The sequence below is a fragment of the Lentzea chajnantorensis genome, from assembly GCF_054300775.1.
Window position 1 is genome coordinate 8,368,756 of the sequence record NZ_JBSDZT010000002.1, and the last position, 26,152, is coordinate 8,394,907.

Annotated in this window: 24 protein-coding genes and 1 pseudogene; 14 read left to right on the plus strand and 11 right to left on the minus strand. The window is 72.3% G+C overall.

The genetic code is table 11. The features are described 5' to 3' along the window. Nucleotides 1–4: 4 nt before the first annotated feature. Nucleotides 5–1,540: pseudogene (locus ACVDFE_RS40015) on the minus strand (ABC-F family ATP-binding cassette domain-containing protein); the annotation flags it as partial. Nucleotides 1,541–1,873: 333 nt separating this feature from the next. Here ACVDFE_RS40015 and ACVDFE_RS40020 point away from each other — a divergent pair. Beyond that, on the plus strand, nucleotides 1,874–2,902 hold the full coding sequence (locus tag ACVDFE_RS40020; protein ID WP_458434068.1) for a sensor histidine kinase: 1,029 nt from the start codon (nucleotides 1,874–1,876) through the stop codon (nucleotides 2,900–2,902). A gap of 47 nt (nucleotides 2,903–2,949) precedes the next feature. Here the strand turns inward: ACVDFE_RS40020 and ACVDFE_RS40025 are convergent, their stop codons facing one another. The 7 genes from ACVDFE_RS40025 to ACVDFE_RS40055 form a co-directional block, all read right to left on the minus strand. Next, nucleotides 2,950–4,488 carry a helix-turn-helix domain-containing protein gene (locus ACVDFE_RS40025; RefSeq protein ID WP_360400699.1) on the minus strand — a complete coding sequence of 513 codons (1,539 nt, stop codon included), beginning with the start codon at nucleotides 4,486–4,488 and terminating at the stop codon, nucleotides 2,950–2,952. Beyond that, complete coding sequence (locus ACVDFE_RS40030; protein WP_360400696.1) at nucleotides 4,485–5,546, minus strand: DUF917 domain-containing protein; 1,062 nt, start codon at nucleotides 5,544–5,546, stop codon at nucleotides 4,485–4,487. Before ACVDFE_RS40030 ends, ACVDFE_RS40025 begins: the two co-directional genes overlap by 4 nt. A 63-nt stretch (nucleotides 5,547–5,609) precedes the next feature. Next, nucleotides 5,610–6,680: a DUF917 domain-containing protein gene (locus tag ACVDFE_RS40035; protein ID WP_458434069.1), complete on the minus strand. Its 1,071-nt coding sequence runs from the start codon at nucleotides 6,678–6,680 to the stop codon at nucleotides 5,610–5,612. Continuing rightward, nucleotides 6,673–8,241: a hydantoinase/oxoprolinase N-terminal domain-containing protein gene (locus ACVDFE_RS40040; RefSeq protein WP_458434070.1), complete on the minus strand. Its 1,569-nt coding sequence runs from the start codon at nucleotides 8,239–8,241 to the stop codon at nucleotides 6,673–6,675. Before ACVDFE_RS40040 ends, ACVDFE_RS40035 begins: the two co-directional genes overlap by 8 nt. 11 nt (nucleotides 8,242–8,252) lie before the next feature. Then, nucleotides 8,253–9,569 (minus strand): purine-cytosine permease family protein, encoded by a 1,317-nt coding sequence (locus ACVDFE_RS40045; protein ID WP_360400688.1) that lies wholly within the window; start codon nucleotides 9,567–9,569, stop codon nucleotides 8,253–8,255. A gap of 112 nt (nucleotides 9,570–9,681) precedes the next feature. Further along, nucleotides 9,682–10,314 (minus strand): hypothetical protein, encoded by a 633-nt coding sequence (locus ACVDFE_RS40050; RefSeq protein WP_360400685.1) that lies wholly within the window; start codon nucleotides 10,312–10,314, stop codon nucleotides 9,682–9,684. A gap of 62 nt (nucleotides 10,315–10,376) precedes the next feature. After that, nucleotides 10,377–10,928 carry a hypothetical protein gene (locus ACVDFE_RS40055; RefSeq protein WP_360400682.1) on the minus strand — a complete coding sequence of 184 codons (552 nt, stop codon included), beginning with the start codon at nucleotides 10,926–10,928 and terminating at the stop codon, nucleotides 10,377–10,379. A gap of 57 nt (nucleotides 10,929–10,985) precedes the next feature. On the opposite strand from ACVDFE_RS40055, the gene ACVDFE_RS40060 reads away from it, so the two are divergent. The 10 genes from ACVDFE_RS40060 to ACVDFE_RS40105 are packed head-to-tail and all read left to right on the plus strand — an operon-like array spanning nucleotide 10,986 to nucleotide 21,332. Continuing rightward, on the plus strand, nucleotides 10,986–11,429 hold the full coding sequence (locus ACVDFE_RS40060) for a YbaB/EbfC family nucleoid-associated protein (protein ID WP_360400679.1): 444 nt from the start codon (nucleotides 10,986–10,988) through the stop codon (nucleotides 11,427–11,429). After that, entirely contained in the window at nucleotides 11,426–11,734 is a 309-nt protein-coding gene (locus tag ACVDFE_RS40065; protein WP_360400676.1) for a type VII secretion target, read from the plus strand. Before ACVDFE_RS40060 ends, ACVDFE_RS40065 begins: the two co-directional genes overlap by 4 nt. Further along, nucleotides 11,731–13,050, plus strand: a complete 1,320-nt coding sequence (locus tag ACVDFE_RS40070) for a WXG100 family type VII secretion target (RefSeq protein WP_458434071.1) — start codon at nucleotides 11,731–11,733, stop codon at nucleotides 13,048–13,050. Before ACVDFE_RS40065 ends, ACVDFE_RS40070 begins: the two co-directional genes overlap by 4 nt. Further along, the gene (locus ACVDFE_RS40075; RefSeq protein ID WP_458434072.1) at nucleotides 13,047–13,979 is read left to right on the plus strand and encodes a DUF6346 domain-containing protein; all 933 of its coding nucleotides are present in this window, start codon (nucleotides 13,047–13,049) and stop codon (nucleotides 13,977–13,979) included. The genes ACVDFE_RS40070 and ACVDFE_RS40075 overlap by 4 nt, the downstream gene beginning before the upstream one ends. Beyond that, nucleotides 13,976–14,422, plus strand: a complete 447-nt coding sequence (locus tag ACVDFE_RS40080; protein WP_458434073.1) for a DUF6346 domain-containing protein — start codon at nucleotides 13,976–13,978, stop codon at nucleotides 14,420–14,422. The genes ACVDFE_RS40075 and ACVDFE_RS40080 overlap by 4 nt, the downstream gene beginning before the upstream one ends. Continuing rightward, on the plus strand, nucleotides 14,419–14,928 hold the full coding sequence (locus tag ACVDFE_RS40085) for a hypothetical protein (RefSeq protein ID WP_458434074.1): 510 nt from the start codon (nucleotides 14,419–14,421) through the stop codon (nucleotides 14,926–14,928). Before ACVDFE_RS40080 ends, ACVDFE_RS40085 begins: the two co-directional genes overlap by 4 nt. Nucleotides 14,929–14,980: 52 nt before the next feature. Further along, entirely contained in the window at nucleotides 14,981–16,318 is a 1,338-nt protein-coding gene (locus tag ACVDFE_RS40090) for a TIGR02677 family protein (RefSeq protein ID WP_458434075.1), read from the plus strand. After that, nucleotides 16,315–17,469: a TIGR02678 family protein gene (locus ACVDFE_RS40095; protein ID WP_458434076.1), complete on the plus strand. Its 1,155-nt coding sequence runs from the start codon at nucleotides 16,315–16,317 to the stop codon at nucleotides 17,467–17,469. The genes ACVDFE_RS40090 and ACVDFE_RS40095 overlap by 4 nt, the downstream gene beginning before the upstream one ends. Next, nucleotides 17,462–20,260: a TIGR02680 family protein gene (locus tag ACVDFE_RS40100; protein ID WP_458434078.1), complete on the plus strand. Its 2,799-nt coding sequence runs from the start codon at nucleotides 17,462–17,464 to the stop codon at nucleotides 20,258–20,260. The genes ACVDFE_RS40095 and ACVDFE_RS40100 overlap by 8 nt, the downstream gene beginning before the upstream one ends. Further along, nucleotides 20,160–21,332 (plus strand): SbcC/MukB-like Walker B domain-containing protein, encoded by a 1,173-nt coding sequence (locus ACVDFE_RS40105; RefSeq protein WP_458434079.1) that lies wholly within the window; start codon nucleotides 20,160–20,162, stop codon nucleotides 21,330–21,332. The genes ACVDFE_RS40100 and ACVDFE_RS40105 overlap by 101 nt, the downstream gene beginning before the upstream one ends. A gap of 85 nt (nucleotides 21,333–21,417) precedes the next feature. Here the strand turns inward: ACVDFE_RS40105 and ACVDFE_RS40110 are convergent, their stop codons facing one another. From ACVDFE_RS40110 to folP, 3 genes are read right to left on the minus strand one after another with little or no spacing between them, the layout of a single operon-like run. After that, nucleotides 21,418–21,702 carry a hypothetical protein gene (locus ACVDFE_RS40110; protein WP_360400652.1) on the minus strand — a complete coding sequence of 95 codons (285 nt, stop codon included), beginning with the start codon at nucleotides 21,700–21,702 and terminating at the stop codon, nucleotides 21,418–21,420. Between the two features lie 49 nt (nucleotides 21,703–21,751). Then, a complete protein-coding gene (locus ACVDFE_RS40115; RefSeq protein ID WP_360400649.1) occupies nucleotides 21,752–22,690 on the minus strand; it encodes a hypothetical protein in 939 nt (312 codons plus the stop codon). A 1-nt stretch (nucleotide 22,691) separates the two neighbouring features. Beyond that, nucleotides 22,692–23,528 (minus strand): dihydropteroate synthase, encoded by an 837-nt coding sequence (gene folP, locus ACVDFE_RS40120; protein WP_360400646.1) that lies wholly within the window; start codon nucleotides 23,526–23,528, stop codon nucleotides 22,692–22,694. A gap of 62 nt (nucleotides 23,529–23,590) precedes the next feature. Between folP and ACVDFE_RS40125 the strand changes: the two genes are divergently transcribed. From ACVDFE_RS40125 to ACVDFE_RS40135, 3 genes are all read left to right on the plus strand, one after another. Next, a complete protein-coding gene (locus tag ACVDFE_RS40125; protein WP_458434080.1) occupies nucleotides 23,591–24,631 on the plus strand; it encodes a DUF2786 domain-containing protein in 1,041 nt (346 codons plus the stop codon). A gap of 94 nt (nucleotides 24,632–24,725) precedes the next feature. Next, nucleotides 24,726–25,208, plus strand: a complete 483-nt coding sequence (locus ACVDFE_RS40130; protein WP_360400640.1) for a hypothetical protein — start codon at nucleotides 24,726–24,728, stop codon at nucleotides 25,206–25,208. Nucleotides 25,209–25,272: 64 nt separating this feature from the next. Continuing rightward, the gene (locus ACVDFE_RS40135; protein ID WP_360400637.1) at nucleotides 25,273–25,548 is read left to right on the plus strand and encodes a GlsB/YeaQ/YmgE family stress response membrane protein; all 276 of its coding nucleotides are present in this window, start codon (nucleotides 25,273–25,275) and stop codon (nucleotides 25,546–25,548) included. Nucleotides 25,549–26,152 lie beyond the last annotated feature (604 nt).

Consider the following 26,152-nt stretch of genomic DNA (forward strand, 5'->3'; position numbering starts at 1 on the left):
CGCCGAGGCGGGCGCCGTGCCAGCGCTGACGCAGCAACCGGTCGTGCGACGCCACGACCACCGCGCCGGGGTAGTCCGCGAGCGCCGCCTCCAGCTCCTCCACCAGCGCGGGCGACAGGTGGTTCGTCGGCTCGTCGAGCAGCAGCACGTCCCACTCGACCCGCAGGAGCCGCGCCAGCGCGAGCCTCCGCCGTTGCCCCACCGACAGCGCGCCCACCGGGGTCGCGAAGTCGTCCTCCCGGAACAACCCCAGCGCCGCCAGCTCGCCGGCGTCACCGCCGAAGGCCGCCAGCACCGGCTGTCGTGGTTGTGCGACAACGGTTTCCTGCGGCAGGTAGCCGACGGCACCGTGCCGTTCGACTGTGCCGCTGTCCGGTCGCAGCACCCCGGCGAGCACGTCGAGCAACGTCGACTTGCCCGCACCGTTCGGCCCGGTCACCAGCAGCCGCTGCCCCGCGTCGACGGTCAGCTCCGCCAGCGCCAGCCGCTCGCCGACCACCACGTCCCGCAGCTCCAGCACCGCGCCCTCGCGCACTGCCGCGTCGAGCGGAGCGTTGAGGTGCAACGGGTCCGGCGGCCTCGGCACGGGTGCGGCGCGCAACCGCTCCAGCCGTTCGGAGGCGCTGCGCACCCGTGTCCGGACGGACGCCTGCACCCGCCGCCCGTCGCCGTTGTACTTGCACTTGTTGTGGTCGGGGATCGGGCGGCCGGGCGCGACCCGGTGCGCTGTCGTGCCACGCCACCGCGTCCAGTGGCCGACCTCGCCCGTCCACTCCGCGTACGCCTGCTCCCACCGCTGCCGCGCGGCCCTGCGTTCGGCGAGGTAGCCCGCGTACCCGGTGCCGTAGCGGGCGGTGGTCCGCCGGTCGCCGTCGACCTCGACGATCGTGGTGGCCACCCGTTCCAGCAGCAGCCGGTCGTGCGTCACCACGACCACCGTGCCGCGGTGGGCCAGCAGCCTTTTCTCCAGCCACCGCAACGCTTCCCCGTCGAGGTGGTTGGTCGGCTCGTCCAGCAGCAACAGCTCCGGTTCCGCCGACAGCACTCCCGCGAGCGCGAGCCGGGCCCGTTGCCCGCCGGACACCGCGCCGAGCTCGCGGTCCCGGCCGATCCCGCCGACCCCGAGCGCCGACATGGCCGCCTCGACCCGCGCGTCGGCCGTGTACCCGCCGCGCAGCTCGAACGCCGTGAGCAGGTCGCCGTACTCCGCGAGCCGCTGCTCCCGCGCCGCGACCGCGAGCCGCCGTTCCAGCGACCGGAGGTCGGCCAGCGCGGAGTCGACGGCGTCGCCCACGGTCGCGCCGGGCGGCAGGTCGAGCACCTGCCCGAGGTGCCCGACGCCCTGCGCCACCACGGTGACCTCGCCGTCGTCCGGGGTGTCCACCCCGGCGGCCAGCCGTAGCAACGTCGACTTGCCCGAACCGTTCTCACCGACGACGCCGACCCGCTCGCCCGGCCTGACCGTGAGCGAAACGTCGTCGAACACCCGCCGGTGGGCGAAGCTCTTGCTGATCTTCTTCAGCGTCAACTGACCTGACATGACACCACCCACTACCGAGAGGAGAAGTTCGGATGCACGGATGTGGTGTCAGAAGATCATGTGGTCAAGGCTCCCATACGGTGTACGAGAGCGCAACCGCACACCGGTCCTCGTACCCGGCGAGCCGGTTTCGTCCGTGGCGCTCGGCAGGTCGTCCCTGTGGACAGTGCTGTTCGGCAGGCCATGACGCGAGTCCACACAGGACCTCGAACCGCCTGCCGGACAACGGTGTCCGGCAGGCGGAAACCGGACCGGTCGCCACCTGCGAAAGTAGGGTCCACAGCCTGCTGACGTAGGTGATCCGGACCACTTCCGCGCAGTATCGTCAGGGAGGTGAAAGCCGCCGGCGACCTGGCACTGGTGCTGCTCGTCGCAGCCCTGGGCACGTGGCGCGAGCTGACCGCGCCCGCACACCTGGTGGCCGCCCCGACCGCCGCCTACCTGGCGGTGCACCTGCTCGCCGCCGCCGCGCTGTGGTGGCGCCGTTCCCGCCCGCTGACCTCGGCCACGGCGGTCGGGCTGCTCTGCCTGCTCGCCCCGAGCTACGCCGCGTTCCCGGTTGCCGTCACGGTCGCCACCCAGCCCCGCCGCCGCTGGGTCGCCGCCACGCTGCCCGCGGCGTGGGCGCTCGGCGCCTGGTCACCGGACCCCACCACCCCGGCCCTGCTCGTGATCGCCGCCCTCACCGGCCTGCACCAGGGCACCCAGCACCGCCTCAGCCAGGCCCAGGCCGCTCAGGCCCTGCTGCTCGAACAGGCCCGCGCCGACGAACGCACCCGCCTGGCCTCCGAGATGCACGACGTCGTCACCCACCGCCTGAAGCTGGTGGTCCTGCACGCCGGCGCCCTCCGCATGGCCGCGCGGACCGACGCCGTGCGCAGGGCCGCCGACGACCTGCGCACCGCGGGCCTGAAGGCCCTCGACGAGCTGCGCGACCTGGTCGGCGTCCTGCGCGCGGGCCGCACCGCCCGCATCCCGGACGTCCTGCCCGACGAGCTGTCCAGCCTCGTCGCCGCCACCGGCCTCACCGTCACCCTGACCGAGCACGGCGACGCCGACACCGTCTCCCCCGCCGTCCGCCGCACGATGTACCGCGTCGTCCAGGAGTCCCTGACCAACGTCCACAAGCACGCGCCCGGCGCCGAGACCGCCATAACCGTCCACTGTGGACCGAACAGTGTCCGCGCCGTCATCCGCAACACCCCGCCCGCGACCGCCCCCGGTCCTCTGCCGACACCGGGCACCGGCCTGCTCGGCCTGCGCGGCCGCGTGGAGATGGTCGGTGGCACCCTGACCGCCGGCCCGACGTCGGACGGCGGCTACGAGGTGGACGCCGTGCTGCCCGCGTTCGTCCCGACCTAGCTTCACCGGCATCTGCCTGTGCCACGGACGAGGGCTCTGGAGCGGGGCTAGAGCTCGTCGGACGCGCGGGCCGCCCGGCAGGCCAGGTGCACGGCCAGTCGCTCGTCGGCGTTCAGCAGGCTCACCCCGAGCAGCTGCTCCGCCCGGTTGATCCGCTGCGACACGGTGTTGCGGTGCACCTTCAGCCGCACCGCGGCCGACGACGTCACGGACTCCTCGTCGAGGTACACGGCGAGGGTCCGCAGCAGCTGCCCGTCCTCCACCCCCACCAGCGGTTCCAGCAGCCGGGTCGCCTGCTCGACCAGCGCCGGCGTCTCGGCCGCCATCGACAGCAACCGCCGCACGCCGAGCTCGTCGATGTGCACGACCTTCGCCGTGCCGGTCATCGCCGCCGCCTCACGCGCCTCCGCGAGCGTCCGCCCGACACCGGCCGCTCCCGGGTGCGGCCGGCCGATGCCCGCCACCAACCGGCTCGGGCCGAGCGCGGCGGCGATCCGCGCGGTCAGCTCGCGGTGCTGCGACTGCGGTGGCTCTGAGTCGTTGGTGAGCCAGAACGACCAGCCCTCCGCACCCTCGACGAGCTGGCCGTGCAGGCCGCGGCGGGACAGCTCGACGCGCAGCCGTTCGGTGTGGCCGGGGTCGTGCACACCGGGCACCGGCGGGGGTGCCACCACGTGGACGCCGGTGTGCCAGCCGTCGAGCCGCCACCCCGCGAGCACCGCCTGTTGCACCAGCAGCGGCGGCACGTGGTCACCGGCCGCGAGCAGCTCCGACAGCAGCGAGCCGCGGGAACGGGCCCTGCGTTCGGTCTCCAGCCGTTCGGCGGCGACCCAGCTGCCCAGCGCCCAGGACGCGACCTGGCTGATCTGCAGCACCGTCTGCGCCCAGCGCCGGTTGCGTCCGCCGGCGTGCACGACGAGCCACAGGTGCACGTGACCGGTGCGGTCGGTCTCCACCGGCACGGCGGCGGCGAAGCCCTCGGCCAGCTCCACGGTCGTCGCGACCGAGCCCACCAGCACGTCGGCGGGCAGGCCCGGTGGGGCCAGGCCCTCGATCGCGGTGCCGTCGGCGCTGATCACCGCGCACGTCACGTGCAGCTCGCCGGACAGGATGGTGACGACCGACCGCGGGTCGGGGCGGGACCGGCCCAGCCGCGCGGTGACGGCGACGAGCAACCGGGCCGCGACCACCTCGGGATGGCGGACCGCGGTGCGCAGCGCATCGGCCACCAGCAGCGGATCGGCGGCACCGGTCTGCAGCAGCGGCACGCCGAGCCGGTTCGCGAACGACAGCGTCGCGGCGGACGGCGGCTGGTGGGTGCCGGAGACCGGCCGCACCAGCACGACGGCCCGCACGTCCGCGCTGTAGGCCCTGCGCAGCGCCACCTCGACGAGGTACGGCTGGTTCCCGGTCAGGATCACCACGTCACCGGCGGCGCACGCCTCCACCGCGGTCAGGTCCGCCGCCAGCCGCACGTCACCGACCTCGACGTCGAGCCCACGTCCACCGGCGAGCAGAGAGGCGTCGTCGAGCACGCCGATGTCGAGCAGGTCCCGCACGGTCAGCGCGTCGGCGTCGTCGATCACCGGGCGGCCCCGAAGGGCACGTAGTCGAGGTCGTAGCCGAACGCCCGCGGTTCCACCCGGCCGAGCACGTCGCCGTGCAGCCACTGCGCCGGTGATGGGAGCGCTACCACGTCGACCACGGCGCCGAACGTGAGCCGCTCCGCCGACACCGGCGTGCCCGACTCGGCGTCGAGGCAGCAGAGCAGGTCGGGCGTCGTCACGAGGGTCTCGCCGTCGGCCAGCGCGGCCAGGTACTCGCCCTGCATCTCCAGGCGCACGTAGGCGTCGTCGTCGTCCAGCAGCCGCAGCGCCGCCGTCCCGCGCGGGAAGTCACCGCTCGACTCGCGCCAGACCTCGACGACCTTCCCCCGTGCCACCAGGAACCCGCCCGACTCCGCGGCCCTGTCGGCGACGGGTGCGGTCCGGCGCGACCAGATCTCCCCCAGCCGCAACGCCCGCATCAGCGAGCCCGTCACGCCCGCGCCGAGCGCGTCCCCGAGCCGCAACGGCTTCGCCACCATCATCGCCCAGCCGCCGAAGTCGACCATGACCGTGCGCGCGAGCTTCTCGATGCCGGTCGCGTCGAGCACGGCCCGGTTGCCGCCGGGTTCGGTGATGGCCAACGGGGTCGTGGGCAGCCCGGCCGCGTCGTAGGTCGTCTGGTCGATCCGTGGGAACGCTCTCCCCATCCCGTCCACGTCGACGTACGGCAGGCCCAGCCGCGCGGCCAGGATGAGCGGCAGCAGGCCGTTGCACCCGCCGACCTCCCACCCGATCACGGCGGTCACGGCCGTGTCGTCGTGGCCCCGCAACGCCTTGAGCGCCTCCTCCGCCTCCCGGCCGGACGGCAGCTTCTCGATCACCACCGACGGCGCACCGATCAGCCCGACCCGCGCGCCGTGCCCGTCCGGGTCCGCCTCCTCCGGCGACAGGACGGTGACCGGGCCGCTCTCCCGCAACTGCTGGCGCAACATGGCCGCGAAGGCGTGCGTCTCGCGTTCCCCGCCGCCCCCACCGCTGCCGAGCACGACCACGCCCAGCGCGAGCCGGTCGACCTCGTCGGGCTGGAGCAGGTGCATGCGCGGAACAGTAGTGCCGCGCCGTGCGGGCGAGAAGCTCCCGCGACGGCGCGTCCGGGGCGGTCAGGCCGGTCCGAGCGGCTCGTACCCGTGCGGGTAGCCGAACGCCGACGGGCCCACCAGCGCAAGCCCCTCCGGCGTCCGCCAGCGCGGGTGGCACGGCGCTCCCACGACGACCACGCGCTGCCCGTACCGCAGCCGCTCGCCGGGGACCGGTTCGCCGTCGGCCTCCAGCACGCAGATGAGGTCGGGCACGGACGCCACCACCACGTCGTCGCGGGTGGCCACGAGGTGCTCGTTCTGGAACGCGAGCCGGCAGCGCGACCCGTCGTGCGCGCCGGACCCCTCCAGCAGCGCCTCGCCCCTGGCGAAGCCGGGGTCGTTCTCCCGCAGCACGCCGGCCACCTTGCCGGTGAACAGCACCCGCCCGCCGAGGTGGTCCGCCACGGCCGCGCACGGGTCGGCGTGGTCGCGCCGCGCCTGCTCGACGAGCCGCCCGAGCCGGGCCGCGCGGGTCAGCGTGCGCGGGATGACGGTGCCGCGGGCCTGCGCACCGGACATCGGGAAGCTGCACAGGACCGCCGTGCAGCCCATCCTGACCGCCGCCGAGCGCGCGAGCCGTTCCGCCCAGTGGTTGTCGAGCACGTCGAGGACGACCGAGTTGCCCTTCTCGTCCGCGACCGCGAGCGGCTTGGCCTGCACGCCGTCGAGCGTGCACACCACCATCTGCACCATCGGGAACGCGCGGCCCATGCAGTCCGCGTCCAGCACCGGCAGCCCGAGCGCGGCGGCGACCGGGAACGGCGCCAGCGAGTTCATCCCGCCGACCTCGATCGGCAGCACGTGCGTGATCGGGCGGCCCAGCTCCCGTTGCAGGGTCCGGAAAGCCGTCACCGCCTCGGTGCCGGAGGGCAGCTTCTCGACCATCACGGTCGGGGCGCCGATCATGCCGATGCCGGCCACCAGCGCGTCGTCGGGCACCTCGTGCGGCTCGACCGCGAGCACCGGCCCGTGCTCCCGCAGCGCCTGCTCCGCCACGAGCCGCCCGATGTAGGGGTCACCACCGCCGCCCGCGCCCAGGATCGCCGCGCCGCGGGCGAGGTACCGCAGCTCCTCGACTCCGATCTCACGCACGGGCCCTCCTCGGCAGGCCCTCCAGCACGAGATCGCCCACGGCCCGTGCGCGCACCCTGCTCGCGTTGCCCGGCAAGTAGGCCAACGGAATCTCCTCGACCTCCACGATCCGCACGGTGTCCGCCTTCGCGCCCGCGGCCACCGCCTTGTCCACGGCCTCCTGCCTGGCCGCGTCGAGCACGTCGCCGCGCCGTGCCGGGTCGATCGTGAACACGCGGTCCACCTCGCCGCCGACCTGCGCGATCGCCGCGCCGATGGCGTTGGCGAACCCGTGGTGCTCCGGCCGGACGAGCTCGCTGACACCGGCGAGCTCCTCCGGCACCAGGACGCTGCCGCCGCCGACCAGCACGACCGGCACCGGCGTCGGGCTCGCGCGCATCCGGTCGACCAGCCCGGTGATGCGCTCGCCGGCGTGGCAGAGCACCGCGGTCACCAGCGAGCGGTCCAGGTGGCGCACGAGCGAGGCGTCGCCGATGTCCGCGCGCCCGGCGGCGACGGCGACGTCCGTGGCCGTCAACGTGTCACCGCCGAACACCAGGGCCTTCTGCGCCAACCGGAATCCGACGCTGTCCGGTCCGACGAGGACGCCGTCGCGTTCCCGCACGACGCTGCCGCCGCCGAGGCCGACCGACAGCACGTCGGGCATCCGGAAGTTCGTGCGCACCCCGCTGATCTGCACCTGGGAGGAGGCCTCGCGCGGGAAACCGTTGTGCAGCACGCCGACGTCGGTCGTGGTGCCGCCGACGTCGACCACCACGCACTCGTCCAGCCCGGACAGGAACGCGCCGCCGCGCATCGAGTTCGTCGGCCCGGAGGAGAAGGTGGCGACCGGGTAGCAGCGCGCGTGCTCCAGGTCCATCAGCGTGCCGTCGTTCTGGCTGAGGAAGAGCGGCGCGTCGATGCCCTGTGCCGCCAACGACTCCACGAGCCCGTCGGCGATCTGCGCGGCGAGCTCGCGCAGCGCGGCGTTGATGATCGTCGCGTTCTCCCGCTCCAGCAGGCCGAGCCGGCCGAGCTCGTGGGAGAAGCTGACCACCAGGTCCGGCACCTCTGCGGTGAGGACCTCCGCCGCCTGGCGTTCGAGGTCGCCGTCGACGAGCGAGAACACCGAGGAGATCGCGACCGACCGCACGCCCTTCGCGGCGATGTCAGCGGCCACCGCGCGCAGCTCGTCGTGGTCGAGCGGCGAGATCAGCCGGCCGTCGTACTCGTACCCGCCGTGGCACAGGTAGGCGTGCCCGCCGATCACCCGCCGCAGCCGGTCCGGCCAGTCGACGAACGGCGGAAGTGCTTTCGTGGCGGGAAGTCCGAGCCGCACGGCCGCGGTCTGCGCGAGGCCCCTGCCCTCGACGACGGCGTTGACGAAGTGCGTGGTCCCGATCATGACCGCCCGCACGGCCGCGGGTTCGAACGCGCACGCCGCCCGCAGCCCGCCGACCGCGGCGACGATGCCGGTGGTGACGTCGGCGGTCGTGGTTCTCTTGCACTCGGCCAGGACGCGGCGTCCGTCAACGAGAACGGCATCGGTGTTCGTGCCGCCGACGTCGATACCGATGTGCATGTACGAACCCCTCAGACAGCGGTCGCTTCCCCGGCCACCCTACGGTTCGTGGCACGCCTGCACCGCATGCGCAGCAGGTCCAACCGGCCAGCTGAGACGTAGAGCGCGAACGCGAGCAGGAGCGCGTTCACACTGGGCTGGCCGAACGGGACGAGCTCGCCGACGACGGCGGAGGCGGGCCAGATGACCACGGTCGCGGGCACCCACGACGGCGCCGACCTGGGCACGCGCGGCCGGGTGGAGATGATCTCGTTGCGCCACCGCCGCACCACGTAGTACTCGGCGATCATGATCCCGGCGACCGGCGGGAACACCACGCCGAGCAGCACCAGGAAGTGCGTGAACTGGTGCAGGATTCCCGCTGCGGCCAGGAAGCTGCCCGCGCAGCCGGCCACGACGGTCACCTGCGCCCGGCTGATCCGCCGGTCGAACACCGCGTCGAAGAAGTTGCCGAGCCCGAGCGAGGCGGAGCGGAGGTTCCAGTCGTTGACCTTCAGCACCACCGCGACGACGACCAGCACGCCGACCCAGCCGCCCGACCGGCTGACCGCGCCCATGACGTCGGTGGTGCCGAGCCCGTGCGCGAGGAGCACGCCCGCGCACCCGGCGACCCACTGCCCGGCCGTGACGCCGAGGACGGTCTGCTTCACCACGTCCGCCGTGGACCGGTTGAACCTGGTGGTGTCCGGCGCGATCGCGGCACCGAGGACGAAGCTGCCGACGACCAGCGTGACCGCGGTCGGCAGGCCGATCCCCGGTCCCGGCGCCGGTGCCGCCACCGCCGCGGGGACGTCGGCGACGTTCGCGTGCACGACCCAGAAGACGAGGAGGAGATAGGCGGGCACGGTCAGGTAGGCCGTCCACGCCCTCCACCGCACGCCGAAAGCGGCGATGACGGTGACCGCGAGCCCGAACACCAGCGACCACACCGGCGCCGGCAGTCCCGCGACCCCGGCGAGCGCCACCCCGGCGAGCCCCGTCTGCACCCCGAACCACCCGGTGGCGGCGAGCGCGACGACCAGCCCGAGCACGGCCGACCCGGCGTGCCCGAACCCGGTCCAGCGGCTGAGGACCGCCGTGGGAAGCCCTTCGCGTTGCCCGATCACGCCGACCGCGATCGCGAGGACGTTGAGCAGCACGGCGCCGATCGTCAGCGCGAGGAACGCGTCCCAGAACTCCATGCCGAACCCGAGGGTCGCGCCCAGCAGCAACTGGCTCAGCGCGGAAGTCTGCCCGAAGCGCTGGGTCGCGACCGACAACCACGGGTGCCGCGCCTGGTCAGGGACACGGGTGAGGGTCTGGTCGTCATGTCCGAGAAGAGCGGCCATGATCGTCCCTCCGCCCTGTGATCGACAACTCGGACAGTAATGGCGGAGTCACGATCGAGCTACAGACAATCTGCACAGTCGGCCGAACCAGCACGTTGCGATCCGCACAGCCCTAATTCATGGCGAGCCCGATGCGCCTGCGCGCCACCAGCCGCGTGTGGTGCACGTCCGCGCTCACCGCGAGCCCCGGCCGCCGTTCGAACCGGTCGTAGCTGCGGGAAAGCAGCCAGTGCGCCGCTTCCGGTGGAATCGCCTGGAGCCGCACCTGCTCCTCCACCCGCGCCAGCGTCTCCTGCACCTGCCGCGTCAGGAACGCGTGCCGCGTGAGGCTCCCGCTGATTTCGTCGATCATGAAAACCATGGCGTGCGGCTCGTCGTCATAGGCATAGGTGCACATCAGTGCGAGATAGCCCGCGTCGATCGAGCGGTCCCCGATCCAGCACTCCCCGAACACGAGCCGCCCGAGGTCCCACGGCGGCCGTTCCTGCTCCCGCGCAGCCTCCCGCGCCCACGCCCCGACCCGTCCCGGCACCAGGTGCCCCAGCGCCGTGAGCAACGCCCCGCTGCGCCGGCTGGGCAGGTCGGCCAGGTGCCGGACGACGACCTCCCAGAACTGCTCGTCGTGCGCCACCGCCCCCACCGCGGCACTGACCCGCAGCTCGACCTCCAACGGGTCCGTGAGCTGCGGCAACGGCCGTCCGGCGGCCACCACCGCCTGCTGCACCGGGTTCAGCCTCGTCCGCACGGCCGGAGGTTAGCCCGATCGGCGCAACAGCACGCCGTTGTTGCTCCCCGGCGCCCCCTGGTTCACCACATCGTGATCACCGCGCGCAGCCCGTCGACCAGCACGTCCCCCGGAACCTCGAACCGCACCCCGCCCTGCGCGCCGATCACCACCACGACCGGTTCCGCGACCGCGTCGGCGACCACCGCCAGCTCGACCCCGCTGAACCGCTGCCAGTGCGGCGGCCAGTCCGGCGGCACCGCCTTCTCCGACGCGAACGCGTCGATGACGTTCCCGCGCATCACCACGTGCTCCCGCGCCCTGCGCGCCGGGTCCGCGGGCAGCACCAGCTCGGCGGCCAGCACCGCGTCGACCAGCTCCCGCTTCTCCGCCCGCCCGTGCTGCACGAGGTACATCAACGACTCCAGGTCGTTGTCGAAGACCAGCTCCTTCGCCCGGTACCGCGGGTTCGGCACGTACTGCCCGGTGATCTCCCCGCGTTCGTCGACGAGGTAGCGCCCGACCACCGCCTCGGCCACGACCCGGTCGTACGCGGGATCCACCACGTGCAACCAGTTGTTGGGCACGAGCCGCGCCCGTTCCCGCATCTCCCTCGTCACCAGCGGCATGAACATGCACGCATTGTGCCGAACCGTGCGCGGAGAGTCGTGAGGAATGAGAACATCCGAACCGTGACCGACCCGTACGAGTACCTCGCGTCCTTCGAACAGCGCCTCGCCCAGGCCCAGGAACAGGCCACCGCGATCCAGACCGCGTTCCGCGACTCCCGCACCGAAGCCCACAGCCCCGACGGCTCGGTCGCCGTCACCGTCGGCTCCGGCGGCCGCATCGAGTCCCTGCACCTCACCCCGCGCGCCGACGACCTCGGCCACACCACCCTGGCCCGCACCATCATGGACACCATCCGCCGCGCCCAGGTCGAAGCCGCCCGCAAGATCGAGACCACCCTCCAGCCCGTCCTCGGCGACGGCGAGGGCATGGCCTTCCTGCGCGAACAGATCGACCGGGGCATCGCCGTGATCGACCCGGCGGGCACCGTCTCCGAACCACCCGGCCGCCCTGCCCCGCCGCAGGGCGACGACGACGACTTCGGCGGGAACTCGGTGCTGCGATGACCGGAGGATTCGCCGCCCGGTCCGATGCGATCGCCGCGCACGGCAAGCAGTTGGTCAACGCCGTCGCGCCGTCGCTGCAGGAGGTCGTGACGGCCTCCCAGACCAGTCTCGGCCCGAACGTGATGGGCGAGCTCTGCCAGGCCTACGCGTTCATCTTCAACGACGAGCTGGACAAGGCGAAGCAGCTGGTCGGCCTGCTGCCCGCCGTCGTGGAGGCGACCGGCGACCAGCTCGGCAAGACCGCGGAGCTCTACCAGAACACCGACACCGGCAACGCAGGCTCGTTGGAAGGGCTGCACCAGTGAGCGAACCGCTGATCGCGAAGGTCCAGGACGACACGAAGGGGCTCACCGGGGCAGGCCCGTTCGACTCCCTCGAGGACGTGGCGCGCGACGTCGTCCTGCCGTTCCAGGAGGGGAAGGGCCTGGACCCGACGGCACTCGGCATCGACGCCGCCGCGGCCGTGATGGACGTGGCCGGCCTGATGGCCGACCCGCTGGGCACCCTGGCCGCGTCGGTCGTCGGCTGGATCATCGAGAACGTCGACTTCGTCCGCGAGCCGTTCGACAAGCTGGCAGGTGACCCACCCGCCATCGAGGCCGCCGCGACCACCTGGGAGAACATCGCCAAGCGCCTCGGCGAGGAGAGGGACGGGTACCAGACCCAGCTCTCCTCCCTCGGTGGCTGGACCGGTCCCGCCGCGGACACCTACCGGATGCGCTGCTCCGTGCTCATCGGCAGCCTCCACCAGACGTCCGAAGCGGCGGCGGCGGTGGCGAACAAGATCAAGGTCGCGGGCGTCTGCGTGGCCGCGACGAGGACCCTGGTCCGCGACCTGATCGCCGAGCTCGCCGGCACCCTCCTGGCCTGGGGCATTCCCGCCGCCGCGGCAGCCGTTCCCACCGCGGGCGCCTCGGTCGCCGCCTTCATCACCCGCGCGGTGACGAAGGCGATCTCCATCGGCACCAAGATCATGAAGTTCCTGACGAAGCTGTTCAAGGCGCTCGACAAGCTCGGCGGACTCGCCAAGGCCGCCGGCGACGTCATGCGCAAGAAGGCCGACGAGCTGGCCGCCCTCGGCAAGTCGATGCCGAACTCGCCCTTTGGCAACCAACGCGCCGGGGAACTCGCGCACGACGCCGCGACGCGGACCTCCCGCGCCGACGGCCTCGACGAGCTCGGCGACAACCTGACCGACGCCGGCACCCGGATTCGCGAGTCCGCCGACAACGCCATGACCAGGGTGGACGACTGGGCGCAGCGCACCAGCCAGAAGGGCGACGACTGGGCAGCCCGCGTGAAGGAGAACGGTCCCAGCCGCAAGCAGGCGATCAAGGACTACTACGAGCGAATGAACCAGCCACCCCTGAGCACACGCCGTGACGACCTGCCCGACCCGCGGACAGCGGTGCAGAACGCGGGTGACCGCATCGACGCACCGCTCAGCAAGGGCCTGCTCGACGGCCAGAACTGGGTCCGCGCCGTTTCGAGCCGCGACATCAGCCACCTCATGCCGAACTGGGGCGACCTGATCGCTCCCACCAAGGAAGGCATGAAGGAGCACAACAACATGTTCGTCGCCGACGACAAGCAGAAGTGGGATGAGAAGGACCGCAGGTGACGAAGTACCGCAAACGCAGCTTCGCCCTCGCGTGGCTCGTCTTCTGCCTTTACGGCGCGGCGTTCCTCGGCAGCTACTGGGCTGACGCGAGCGACGAGGGCAAAGCGGTCGCAACAGCGGACGACATCCAGTGCTCCCGCAACTGGTTCCTGCTCGGCACCCGCTGGAGCTGCTCGGCGACCGTGACCGACGCGGACGGCGCGCAGTACCGCTTCACCAGCGACTCGTCCCTGCTGACCCCGGCGGACATCGGCACCGAGGTCGCGATGGAGAAGTTCACCTCGAAGAAGTCGCCACCGACCTTCACCACCGCACGGGCCGAGTTCGCCCCGATGCCGTGGAACCTCGTCGGCACGCTGGCCTTCATCGCCCTCGGCATCGCCGGCCTCGTCGTGCTGTGGCCACGTGACCGCCTCGGCTGGCCGAAGACCCGCGAGGCACGTCTCGCTGAAGCCCGCCGCCTCCGCGCGCAATGGCCGAAGAACCTTGCTATCGGCGCGCTGGGGCTCTACGGCGCATTCTTCGTGCACGGCGTCTTCGTCGCCTCGCACATCGACGACAACGGCATCGTCGCCCTTCCCACCGACGGCACCGGCGTCGTCCAGTCCTGCGGCCGCGACTGGCGCTACCTCGGCGCGGTTCGGCGCTGCACCGTCGACGTCACCTCGAAGACCGGTGCCAGGACCACGGAGTCGATCACCTGGTTCACTCCCGGTGACCGCGGTGAGCAAAAGCCGGTGACGCTGGTGGACGGCGCCTGGGAAGCCGTCGACCAGCCCTACGAGAACCGGTTCGCCAAGGCGTTCACGGTGCTCCTGCTCCTCGTCGGCACGGTGGTCGCCAAGCCGCTGACCAACCTCCAGATGGCCCGGCGCCTGGAGAACACCGCCCCCGGACGCGACGCGCTGAACCAGAGCTTCCTCTCATGACCAAACGAATCGCCCTCGCCGTCGTCCTGTGGGCCGTCGCCCTCTACACCTCCCAAGCCGCCACCCTGTTCTTCGACGGCGACGCGGCCTCCGGCGGAGAGCCGAAGGGCTACGCCCAGGACATCTCCTGCACCCGCAACTGGTACGCCTTCGGCCTGCTCTGGTACTGCGACGCCACAGTCGTGGCCGACGACGGCAAGCGCTACCCGTACAGCAGCAAGAACTCACTGCTCACCCCGGCAGACATCGGCGAGCGGGTGCCGATGACCAGCACCATGATCCGCACCGGCGGCAGGTCGTCCCAGGCCAGCGCGGAATGGGGTCTCGCCCGGCGCGTGGAACCCAACAAGGCGGCTTACGTCCTGTGCCTCATGGGCATCCCGGGCATCGCCCTCCTCATCACCTTCCGCATGTTCCGCGACAAGAGGAAGCCGGTGTCGTGAAAGGACACCACCAACGCTGGCTCGCCCTGGTCTGGCTGGCCCTCTGCACCTACGCCGCCGCCTTCCTCTTCCTGTTCTGGGAGGACCACGGCCCGAAGGGCAGCCCCGTCGCCCAAGCCGACCGCATCGCCGCCCGCGCCGACTTCTGGCCCCGTCCCGTCGAGGGCACCGGCACCGCCACCTCCTGCGACCGCGACTGGCGCTACCTCTCCGCCACCTGGCGCTGCACCGTCGACATCACCGCCGGCACCGGCGAGAAGGTCACGCAGACGATTGCCCACTCGCAGTTCACCGAGGTCGGCCGGCCGCAGCCCGTGACGCTCATCGGCACCACGTGGGAGGTGGCTGACCAGCCCTTCGAGCACCGGTTCGCCAAGACGGCGCTGGTCCTCCTGCTGGCAGGCGGCGTCGCCCTGCTCGCCAAGCCGCTCTACGACCTGTCGCGCATCCGCGACCTGGAGCACCCCGGTCTGCCCCGGCAGCCGCTTCCGCCGAGAACGGGCTGACGGCCCACGATGTCACCCGGAAGAAGTAGGCGCACCCGCTACGGTGGTGCAGGTGACGACGTTTCCGACGGTGCCCGCGGACCTGTTCCGCTTCACCACGGCGCCGAACGCGGAGCTGCACACCGCGGTCCTCCACGTGTTCGGCGAGGCGGCCGAGCGCCTTGAGACCGCTCTCACCACCGACGACCTCCACGAGGAGCTGCGCAGGACGCACCGCCCGGTCGGCGACGAGGAGCTGAAGACCGCTCTCGGGAACCTCGGGCGGTGGGGTCTCACGGAGACGGTCCAGCGGCACGCCGCGCACTTCACGACCGCGGCCGAGTACGAGCGCTACAACGTCGTCCACGTCCTGACCCGCCACGGCGAGGCCGCCGTCGCCGCCACCAGGGAAGCGCTGAGGACGATCACGAGCCGTGGCGCGCTCGACGCCACCCACCTCGACGCCATCGCCGACCGCCTCGAAGCGCTGGCCGCCGCCGAGACGCGCACGAAGGCGACGCTCCGGGAGCTCGAAGCGCACCTGGACGCGTTCCGCACGGACATCGTGCTCTTCGTCGGCGAGCTGCAGCGCGGGGAGCACGTGCCCACCGCCGACACCGTCGGCCACCTGCAGGGGTTCGTCGAGGACCTGGACGCGCGCAAGGACCGCATCCGCCGCGCGCTCGCCGGGCTCACCCGTGATGACCTGCACGAACGCGTCGAGGAGCTCACCGCCTGGTCGCGGCGGCTCGACCGGCTCGAGGACGTCGTCCGCGCCGCCATCGTCGACTTCCTCGGCAAGCTCGACCGGATCGGCGAGCAGCGCCGCAAACCCACCAACACCGCCGCCGACTTCCGGGCGCTCGCGAGCTGGTTCGCGCGCACGAGCGACGACGACGAGGCGCACGCGCTGTTCAACGCGGCGTTCGGGTTGTGGCCGGCCAGGCACGCGCACCTGCAGCACGCGGACGGCGAGCTGATCCCGAGCGCGGAGCCGTGGCACAACACGCCCGCAGTGCCGGTGTCGCCGCAGCTGCGCAAGTCCGGCAGGCAGGAGCACATCGGCGCGACCGGCAAGGTCCGCGACGTCGAGCAGATCCGCCGGGCGCGCAAGGAGCAGGCGCAGCGGGAGCGGCAGCAGCTGGAGCTCGCCTGGCAGCAGCTGCAGACCGACGGGCCGATCCGGATCTCCAGCCTGCAGGAGCTCGACCACGACACGTTCGACCGGCTGCTCGACCTGGTCGGCAGGGCGCTCGGGGCGATGCCGGACAGCACGGGCACCCGCGCGGCCTCCACCAGTGACGGCCGGGTGCACATCAGGCTGCGCAACGCCCGCGGGTGGGCGAAGATCACCACGCAGAGGGGTACGTTGAGCGGCCCGGACTACGTGATCGAAGTGCAGCGCCGATGAGCCGGACCGGGAACCAGCTCGCGCGGTTGGAGAGCGAGGAGGTGGCGCGTGGCATCAGGATGCTGCTCGCGAGCCCGTTGCTGACCGCCGCGCTCGAACCGGACGGGTTCGACCTGGTGCGCCGCCGCCGTGAGCCGATCACGAAGTGGTTCGACTACTACTGCGGCTGGCGGCTGCACGTCGAGCCGCGCGCCGGGTACGCCCGGCTGACCAAGACCACGCAGCGGCCCGACCCGACCCGGCCGGCGCGGCGTGCGCGGTCGGGACGGGCGCCGTTCGACCGCCGCCGCTACACGCTGCTGTGCGTGGTGTGCGCGGAGTTGCTGTCCGGTCCGGCGACGACGATCGGCCTGCTCGCCGACCGCGTGCGGCAGACGACCGCGCTGGAGGGGTTGCCGGTGTTCGAACCGTCCCGCCGGGACGAGCGGTCGGCGTTCGTGGACGTGCTGCTGTTCCTCGAACAGCACGGTGCCGCACGGCCTGTCGACGGCAAGGCGGAGAGCTTCCTCGACCAGCCCGGCGCGAAGGTGCTGTACCGGGTGGACGCCGCGCTCGTCACCCGGCTGCTCGCCGCGCCCGTCGCACCGTCCACAGTGGATGACATCGAGGGCCTGACCCGGGAGAACCGCTACGAGGACAGCTCGGCGGTCCAGCGCACGACCTGGACCCGGCACTCGGTGCTGCGGCGGCTGGTCGACGATCCGGTGGTGTACCGCGACGAGCTCACCGAGGACCAGCGTGCGTTCCTGGCCTCGCCGAGCGGGCGCAAGCTCGTGCACACCGCGGTCGGCATCGCCGGGTGCACGCTGGAGGAGCGCGCGGAGGGCTTCCTGGTCGTCGACGCCGACGCGATCGCGACGGACACGCGGTTCCCCGATGACGACGACCACGCCAAGGTCGCCGCGCTGGTCCTGCTCGACCGGCTCGCGCGGGGCGACGCGACCGAGGACGACCTGGTCGCGGAGACCGACGAGCTGCTGACCCGGTTCCCCAACTGGGCCAAGGCCTACCGTTCGGACGGCGGCGCCGCCCGGCTCGCGCAGGACGGGCTCGCGCTGCTGCGGGCGTTCGGGCTGGCCCGCGTCGAGGACGGCAACGTGAGCAGGCTGCCCGCGGCAGCCAGGTACGCGGTCGAGGAGCTGCATGACTGACCGGTGGCAACCCAGCCGCGCCGGCATCATCAACGTCTGGCGCTACTACGACGAGATCTTCACCTTCCACGAGGGCCGGCTGCTGCTCAGGGGCCCGAACGGCACCGGCAAGTCGAAGGCGCTCGAACTGCTGCTGCCGTACCTGTTCGACGCGAACCTGCGCCCGCACCGCCTGTCGACGTTCGGCAGCGCGGACCGCACCATGCACTGGAACCTCATGGGCGAGGGTGTGCACGGCAGCACTCGCGTGGGCTATGTGTGGCTGGAGTTCCAGCAGGGCGAGCGCTGGTTCACCTGTGGCGCGCGATTGCAGGCGACCACGAACACCAACAACGTCACCACGCACTACTTCACCACCGACCAGCGCGTCGGCGACCTGGCGCTGGTCAACGAGGCCGGACGGCCGCTGACCAGCTCCGACCTCGTGACCGCGATCGGTGAGCACGGCGCCGTGCACCCGTCTCCGGCCGAGTACCGCGACACGGTCCGCACGACGTTGTTCCCCGGCGTGAGCGAGCAGCGCTACGACTCGTTGATCACGGCCCTGCTGCAGCTGCGCACGCCGAAGCTGTCCGAGCGGCTCGACCCGAGCGTGCTGTCGACGTTGCTGTCCAGGGCACTTCCGCCGCTGGACACCACTGAGCTCGGGGAGATCGCCGAGGGCTTCGAGCTGCTCGACGGGCAACGCGAGGAGCTGCGGCGGCTCAACGAGGAGATCGCCACGGCCGACGTGCTCGCCGCACGTCAACGCACCTATGCCCAGCGCGTGCTGCGTGCGGCGGCCACGGCGCTGACGTCCGCCGAGGCGGAGCTGGCCGAACGCACCCGTGCCGCCGAGGAGAGCGAGCAGCGCTACCACCAGCAGGTCTCCTACGTGGAGCAGAACGCGGAGCAGCTCACCGCCCTGATCGCGGAGGCGAGTGGGGTCGAGGCCGAGATCACCGGCATCACCGAACTGCCCGCCTACCGGAAGGGCAAGCAGGTCGACCGGCTGCGCCGCCAGCTCGACACCGCGAGCGCGTGGGCCGCCGCTGCCGCCGCGCACGCCGAGAAGCTGCGCGCCCGTGCCACCGAGGACGCAGAACGGGCGGCCGCGGCCAGGTCCACGGCCGCCGACCGGGCCGAGCACCTGCGCAAGTCCGCCACCGAGGCCGAGCACGCCGCCGAACGCGCGGGCATGCCGTCGGTGTTCGGCGAGCTCGACCGCGGCACCGACGTGCGCGTGCAACGCCAACTGCTCGACGCGGCCGTCGACGCCAGGACCGCGCAGGTCGCCGACGTGCGGCGGGTGCTCCTCGCGCACGAGGTGGCCCTGCACGTGCAGAAGGCGGCGCAGCAGCGGCTGGAGGAGACCCGCGACGAGCTGGCGCAGGCCGAGCAGGCGGAGGTCCAGGCGCAGAAAGCGCACGAGCAAGCGTTTGCGCGCTTCGCGGAGGAGTTCGCGACGTGGGCCCGCGGCTGCTCCGAGCTGACGCTGGCCGACCCCACCGAGATCGTGCCCTCCGCCGTCGTGGAGGCCGCCGCGCTGGCCCGTGAGGAGTTCGCACGCGCCGAGGCGACGTTGCACGAGAGCCGCAACGCGCTGAACCGGCAGCTCTCGCAGTACAACGCCATCCGCGAGAAGCTGGCCAACCAGGTCGACGTGCCACCTCCGGCGCCTTACACCCGCGACCTCGACCATCGGATGACGGCCGCGGGCACCCCGCTGTGGCGTCTCGTCGAGTTCCACCCGGACGTGCCCACCCCGGTGCGCGGGTCCGTCGAGGCGGCACTGGAGGCGTCCGGCCTGCTCGACGCGTGGCTCACGCCGGTCAACTCGTACGGCCTGAGCGACGAGGACCGCTTCGCCGAGCCCCTGCTGGCCGCGCCCGCACCCGGCCGCACTCTGCTCGACGTGCTGACCAGCGAGGACAACCGCGCCCGACAGCTGCTCGAAGGCATCGCGTTCGGTGAGACCGCGACCGGTCACACGGCGGCCATCGGCGCCGACGGTTCGTGGCGGCTCGCGGCGGCGCACGGCCGCTGGACCAAGCCGGAGCCCACCTACATCGGTGCCGCGGCACGGGAGCGGGGCCGTTCCCGGCGCATCGCCGAGCTCACCGCGTCGATCGAGGAGCTCGCCACCGACCTCTCCGGCCTCGACGCGGCCCTGTCGCTGCTGTCCGTGCGCCGCGCGACCCTGGCCGGTGAGATCGCCCGCCAGCCCAGCCACGACCCCCTGGAGCTCGCCGAGGAGCAGCGCACGCGCGCCCAGCTCCGTTGTGCCGCACGGAAAGACGCCGTCGCCGCCGCGACCACCCGGTGCGCGGAGGCCGACCTCGCCGTCACCGAGGCCCTGCGCGCCGTGACCGCGCTGGCGACCGACCTGCCCACGACCGAGCAGGGGCTCGACGCGGTCCTGGCCGCGGTCGCGACGTTCCGCACCACGGGCCAGCGCTGGCTGGACGACCGCCTCGACGCGGCCGCCGCCGAAGCACTGGCCGCCGACGCCGTGGCCCGCGCGGCCACCAGCGCCGAGCTTCGCGGAGGAGGCCTCCGACTCCGCCGCGACGCAGCAGCAGGAGGCCGAGGGGCTCGCGATCGTCCTGGAGACCGTCGAACGCTCCTCCGGCGCCGAGTACCAGGAGCTGGACCAGCAGCTCGTCACGTTGCGCGCGCAGGCCCGTTCACTGCTCGACTCGCAGGAGGCGTTGCGGCACAAGCAGACCTCGCTCGCGCGCGTCCTCGGCACGTGGGAGGAACGCCGCAAGGCCGACACCGCCCGCGCCTTCGCGGCCACCACGGCCCGTGACGCCGCGAGGACCCGGTTCGGCCACCTGATCGGCAGCCGGCTGCCCGCCGACGCCCTCGTGTCCACATCGGACGCCGCGGGGCTCGTCGAGGAGCTGGCGGACGTCCCGTTCGAACAACGCCTGATCCGCGACGCCGAGGCCCAGCTCAACAACACCGTGCACGACGCACGCCACCAGCTCGCCGGCCGCGTCGACCTCTCCCTCGAACCCGACGACGACGTCACCCTGCTCACCGCCACCGTGAACGGCGTGAGCACCGGCGCCTCCGGCCTGCTGGCCACCCTGCGCTCCGACCGCGACCGCATGCTCGCGCACATCGCCGACAGCGAGCACGCCCTCTTCGACCAGCTCCTCACCGGCGACACCCGCCGTCACCTCGCCCAGCGCATCAGCTCCACCATCGACCTCGTCGACACGATGAACCAGCGCCTGGAGCGCGTGCAGACCGCGTCGAACATCCGCGTGCAGCTCGTCTGGCAGGTGGACCCGCAACTCCCCCTCGGCACCTACGAGGCCCGCGACCTCCTGCTCCGCGACCCCTCCGGCCTCAGGGACGACGAACGCGCGACCCTGCACCAGTTCTTCCGCGAGCGCGTGGAAGAGGCACGCGCCCACGGCACCGCGACAGGCTGGGAACAACAGCTCGCCCAGGTCCTCGACTACACGACCTGGCACCAGTTCGTGGTGAAGGTCGACCGCGGCGACGGCTGGATCCCCGTCACCAAACGCGTCCACGGCGCCCTGTCCGGCGGCGAGAAGGCCATCGTCCTGCACCTCCCGCTGTTCGCCGCGGCTGCCGCCCACTACCAGGCCACCCCGACCGCACCCCGCCTGATCCTGCTCGACGAGGTCTTCGTCGGCGTCGACGCCACGAACCGGGGCCAACTCCTGGAGCTGCTCGTCGCGTTCGACCTCGACCTGGTCCTCACCTCGGACCACGAGTGGTGCGACTACCAGGAGCTCAGCGGCATCGCGATCCACCAGCTGACCACGGGCACCGACGGCGACGACGCGGTGACGACGGTGCGGTTCACGTGGGACGGCCACAGCCTGCAACCGGACGAGTCGTGACCTGGGGGTGAGAGCGCTTCCAGGTGGTGTTGCGGCGGTTCCCGGAACTCGTGCTCGCCGCTGAGCCCGAGTGGCGGGTGGTGCTTCATCCGAGGCTTGGCGACATCTCGCGTGCGACCGAAGCCCTGACGGCTGCTCGGGCGGCCGACAGGTCGTCGACCGCGTAAATCTCCGGACAGGAGGCGATGACGAGGTCCTTGTCCGACGCAACGGTCAGCAGAGAAACTTTCTCCGACAACGAGCTGGCTTGCCGGACAACTCCCTTGGCGTCGACGCGGATCAGCGTGACCCACGTCTCTGACCAGGGAAAGTCCGCGACGGCGCTGGATTTCCGCAGGCCTTCCACATCGAACTCGGCAAATCTGGGCATGGCACCAAGATTAACCACTGAAGGTTGCGGAAAGCCAAAGATCACCCTTTCACCGCAATGCAGCCAGCAGATGGGACAGGTTGACACCAACGGCGTCGGCCAACCGGCGCACGACTTCTGGAGCGGGTGCCAGCGGGTGGGTGTCACGGGTGAAGGGCAGGCCCTCGCCGCCGGAGAACTTCGACTGCGGGGTGACCGGCGCGAGGATCGGGTAGACCCGCCAGCGCGGGACCTTGGAGTCCGCCATGGCGAGCGTGTTCTCGTGCCACAGCATCACGGCCGACTGGCGGATGTTCCGCGCGAGCACGCACCCGTAGCCCGTGAGGGTGATGGCGCGGGCGGCGGCGCGGACCGGGTTGCGGAAGTCGCCGTCCACGACCCAGACGCCGTTCATCAGCTCCGCGGACAGCCCTTCGGCCTCCAGCGCCGCGATGGTCTCCGCGTGCTGGTCGTCGGCGGCGGCCGTGGCCAGTTCCACGACCTCCTGCACCTCGGTGGCGGTCACGACGCGTGCGCCGGCCTCCGTCGAGTGGTGCAGCAGCCGTTCGACGTGGCGGTCCTCCGCGTAGGCGGCCCACTCCTGCGCCTTCTCCCACGCCGTGCGCGCGATGACGTCCGCCTCGGAACCACCGCGCAGACGGGCGTCCTGCAGCAGCTGTGCGAGCACCACGGCGATGACGGAGCTCAACAGGCCGTCGTCGCGCGTCTCGTCGTCCTCGGGCACGAGAGAAACGACCAGGTCACGCAGCTCCGCGCGCCAGCTCTCGTCGCCCGCCCACACGCCGACGGCGAGCAGGTTCAGGTAGTGGTCCGCGATGGCCATCCGCACGAGCAACGGCTGACCGGCCGCCTCCCGTGCGTCACGGCGCGCGGTGGCCTTGACCTGCTGCCGTTCCGCGGGGTCCACCGCCGTGACGCGGATCTTGTCGAGCTCGTCGAGGAAGTCGTCCCACCGGTCGTCCGAGAACCGGGCGAAGACGTCGTCCACCTCATACCTCCTGCTGCAGCCGGGCGACGGCCTCGAGTACTCGTCTGGTGCGCGCCACTTCGTGCGCGCGGAACACCGCGGCGCCCGCCACCGCCGCGATCGCAGTCGCGACGAGGGTGCCCTCGACGCGCTCGTGCAGTTCAACGCCGAGGGTCTCCCCGACGAAATCCTTGTTGGACAACGCCATCAGCACCGGCCACCCGGTGGCGACCAGCTCGTCCGTGTGCCGCACCAGCGCGAGGCTGTGCCAGGTGTTCTTGCCGAAGTCGTGCGTGGGGTCGATGAGCACGCTCTTGCGCGGCACGCCCAGGGCGACCACCTTCTCCGCGTGCGCCGTCGTCTCCGCGACGACGTCCGCCACGAGGTCCGGGTAGCTCACCCTATGCGGACGCGTCCGCGGCTTCACGCCCCCGGTGTGCGAACAGACGTACCCGGCGCCGTACTCGGCCGCGACCTCGGCCAGCCTCGGGTCCGCGCCCGCCCACGTGTCGTTGAGCAGGTCCGCACCGGCCTCGCAGGCCAGCCGGCCGACGTCGGCGCGCCACGTGTCGCTGCTGATGATGAGGTCCGGGTACGCGTCGCGCACACGGGCGATGAACGGCACGACGCGGCGCACTTCTTCTTCGGGGTCGACGAGGTCGCCCGGACCGGCCTTCACCCCGCCGATGTCGACGATGTCCGCGCCCTCGCCGACCACGCGGTGGACGGCCTCCATGGCGACGTCCTCGGCGTAGGTGGCGCCCCTGTCGTAGAACGAGTCCGGGGTGCGGTTGATGATCGCCATCACCAGCGCGTGGTCGCGGACGACGGTCCGGCCGCGGAACTGGAGCTCGATCACATCCCGTGTCTACCAGGCGGGCCCCGGCCTGTGCACATGGCGGACGTCTCATACTGCCCTGCGTGGAACTGGTGAAAGCGGTCGACGCGCTGTGGGAGCGGGGATGGTTGCCCTACGACGTTCGCGAGATCGTGTCGCGTTCGCTCGACGAGTCGGCCACCTCGCTCGTGGTGGACGTGATCGCTTCGTCCTGTTCGCCCCATGCCCCGAGCACGGTGCACCCGCGCTGGCAACGGCAGCTGGACGAGATCGGCGCCGCGGTCTGGTGGGAGGGACCGCTGCTGGAGGCGTGGGCGGCACGGCACATCGAGACGGCGTCCTACGCGTCCCGCACGGCCGCGGAGCTGCTCGCGTTCCTGAACCGGCTGCCGACCCTGCCGCGGATCCTGCCGCTGCCCGGTGACGCGCTGAGCGGTCTCGTGCGCGCGGGTGTGGATCCGAAGGTGCTCAACCGGGTGCGCGGGCTGCTGGCGAAGGCCGAGTCGACGTCGTTCCCGGAGGAGGCGGAGGCGCTGTCGGCCAAGGCGCAGGACCTGATGAACCGGCACGCGCTCGAACGGGCGGTGCTGGACGCGGACCTGCCGCAGCTCGCGACGTCGCGGCGGATGTGGCTCGACAAGGCGTACTTCAAGGAGAAGTCGCAGCTCGTGCACGTGGTGGCGGAGGCATCGCGGGCACGTGCGGTGGCCTACGACGGGTTCGGGTTCGTCGCGCTCGTGGGCGACGAGGTGGACCTGGAGATCGTGGAGCTGCTGTCCACGTCGTTGCTGGTGCAGGCAACGCGCGCGATGGTGGCCGCCGGCGGGAAGGAGACCAAGGGCAGCGAGGCGCGGTCGCGGCCGTTCCGCAAGTCGTTCCTGATCGCCTACGCGTCCCGGATCGCGGAGCGGCTGCACACCGCCGACGAGCCGGTGCCGGACGAGCGGCTGCTGCCGGTGCTGGCGAACCGCAGGAAGGCCGTGGACACGTTGTTCGACGAGATGTTCACGCGGACGCGGACCTCGCGCGTGACGGTGCGGTCGGCCGCCGGGTGGGGCGCGGGGCGGGCGGCGGCGGACGCCGCGGACCTGGGAACGGGCCGGAAGGCCGTGCCACGGGGCTGACCCCGTACCCGTTCGAGTGAACTCCCCCTTCCCGGGGCCGTCCCGGGGCAACCGGGGCCGAAAACCGTCAGACCCCCTCCCTAACGTCAACCCCATGCCAAGCACCTACCAGAACGAGACGAAGCTCGGCGAGGTCCTGTACCGGCTGAGCGCCACGACGGACGCGGACGAGTCCGTGGTCCTGGACCTGCTGGGGTCCGCCCCCTCGGGGGAGGTGGTGGCCGACGGCCGCCTCAGGCTGCCCTCCGAGGGCGGGGCAGCCGTCGGCAAGCTGCTCTCCCGCGTCCTGGGCGCCCACACGCGCCTGCGCGGCCGCCCCGCCCGCCATGCGAACGCCAACCAGCCCTGGACCGACTCCCTCGACTCCGACCTCCGCGCAGCCTGGCTGGCCCCGTCCACCGACGACGCCACCGTCCTCATCCGCGCACTGGGCGAGGAGATGCAGCGCTCCTCGACCGCCATCCGGGCCCGCCTGGCCCGCGTGGGCTGCGACCCGGACGTGCCCGGCCGCGAGCTCTCCTCCACCGCCGCCGCACTGCTAGGGGGAATGTCAGGGCAGCCTCAGGGGAAGACCTGATTCGGCGGACCCCCGCGGCGGCGGACCCTGGAGCAGTACGCACCAGAGTCTTCAGGGGGTAACCGTGGAAATCACCGGCCTGATCAGCGCCCTGCTCATCGGCGCCTTCATCGGCGGCCTCGGCCGCCTGGTGGTCCCCGGCAGGCAACACGTCTCGCTGCTCACGACGATCCTCGTCGGCATCGCGGCGGCTCTGCTGGGCACCGCGGCGGCCACCGTCCTCGGCGTCGCCGACACCGCGGGCATCGACTGGATCGAGCTGGCCCTCCAGGTCGGCCTGGCCGGCGCCGGCGTCACCACCCTCGCCAACCGCCGCACGAGGTCCCCCCTCGTCCACTGACCCATCCCTCGTGGCCGGCTTCCCGCCGCCACCGGCCGGGTGGACCCGTCAGTGCCCCACCCGGCCTTGTCCACCCCGTCACCGCACAACCTCCCCACAAACCGCACCTCTCCCGACCGCCGACCGCCCTCGCGCCAACCGCCGTCGCACAGCCCGCCGGCACCTCGGCCCGCCACCGGTCCCCGGTCGCACCTGACCCCGCCCTCGGCGCCCGCCGCGCACACCCCGTGCCTTGATCCCGCACGCCTCGCGCGCCGCCCGCCGTCCCCGCGGCCCACCTCCCCGGCCCTTCGACGCGCCCGCTTCCCCGGCCACGCCCGCACCGCTTCCCCCGGCCACGCCCGCACCGCGTACCCCGCAAGCGCCCGCGCCGACCACCGCCGCTCCGGCACGCGCATCCTCGGCCGCCCGCCGCACCCCGACCACGCCCAACGCGTGCTCCGCAAGCGCCCGCGTCAACCACCGCCACCCCGCGGTCTCCGACGCGCCCGCTGCCCAGCCACGCCTCACGCGTTGCCACGCAAGCGCCCGCACTGTCCGCCGCCAACCCGGCACTCCGCGGTTTCCGGCCGCCCGCCCCACCTCAACCACGCCTCACGCGTTG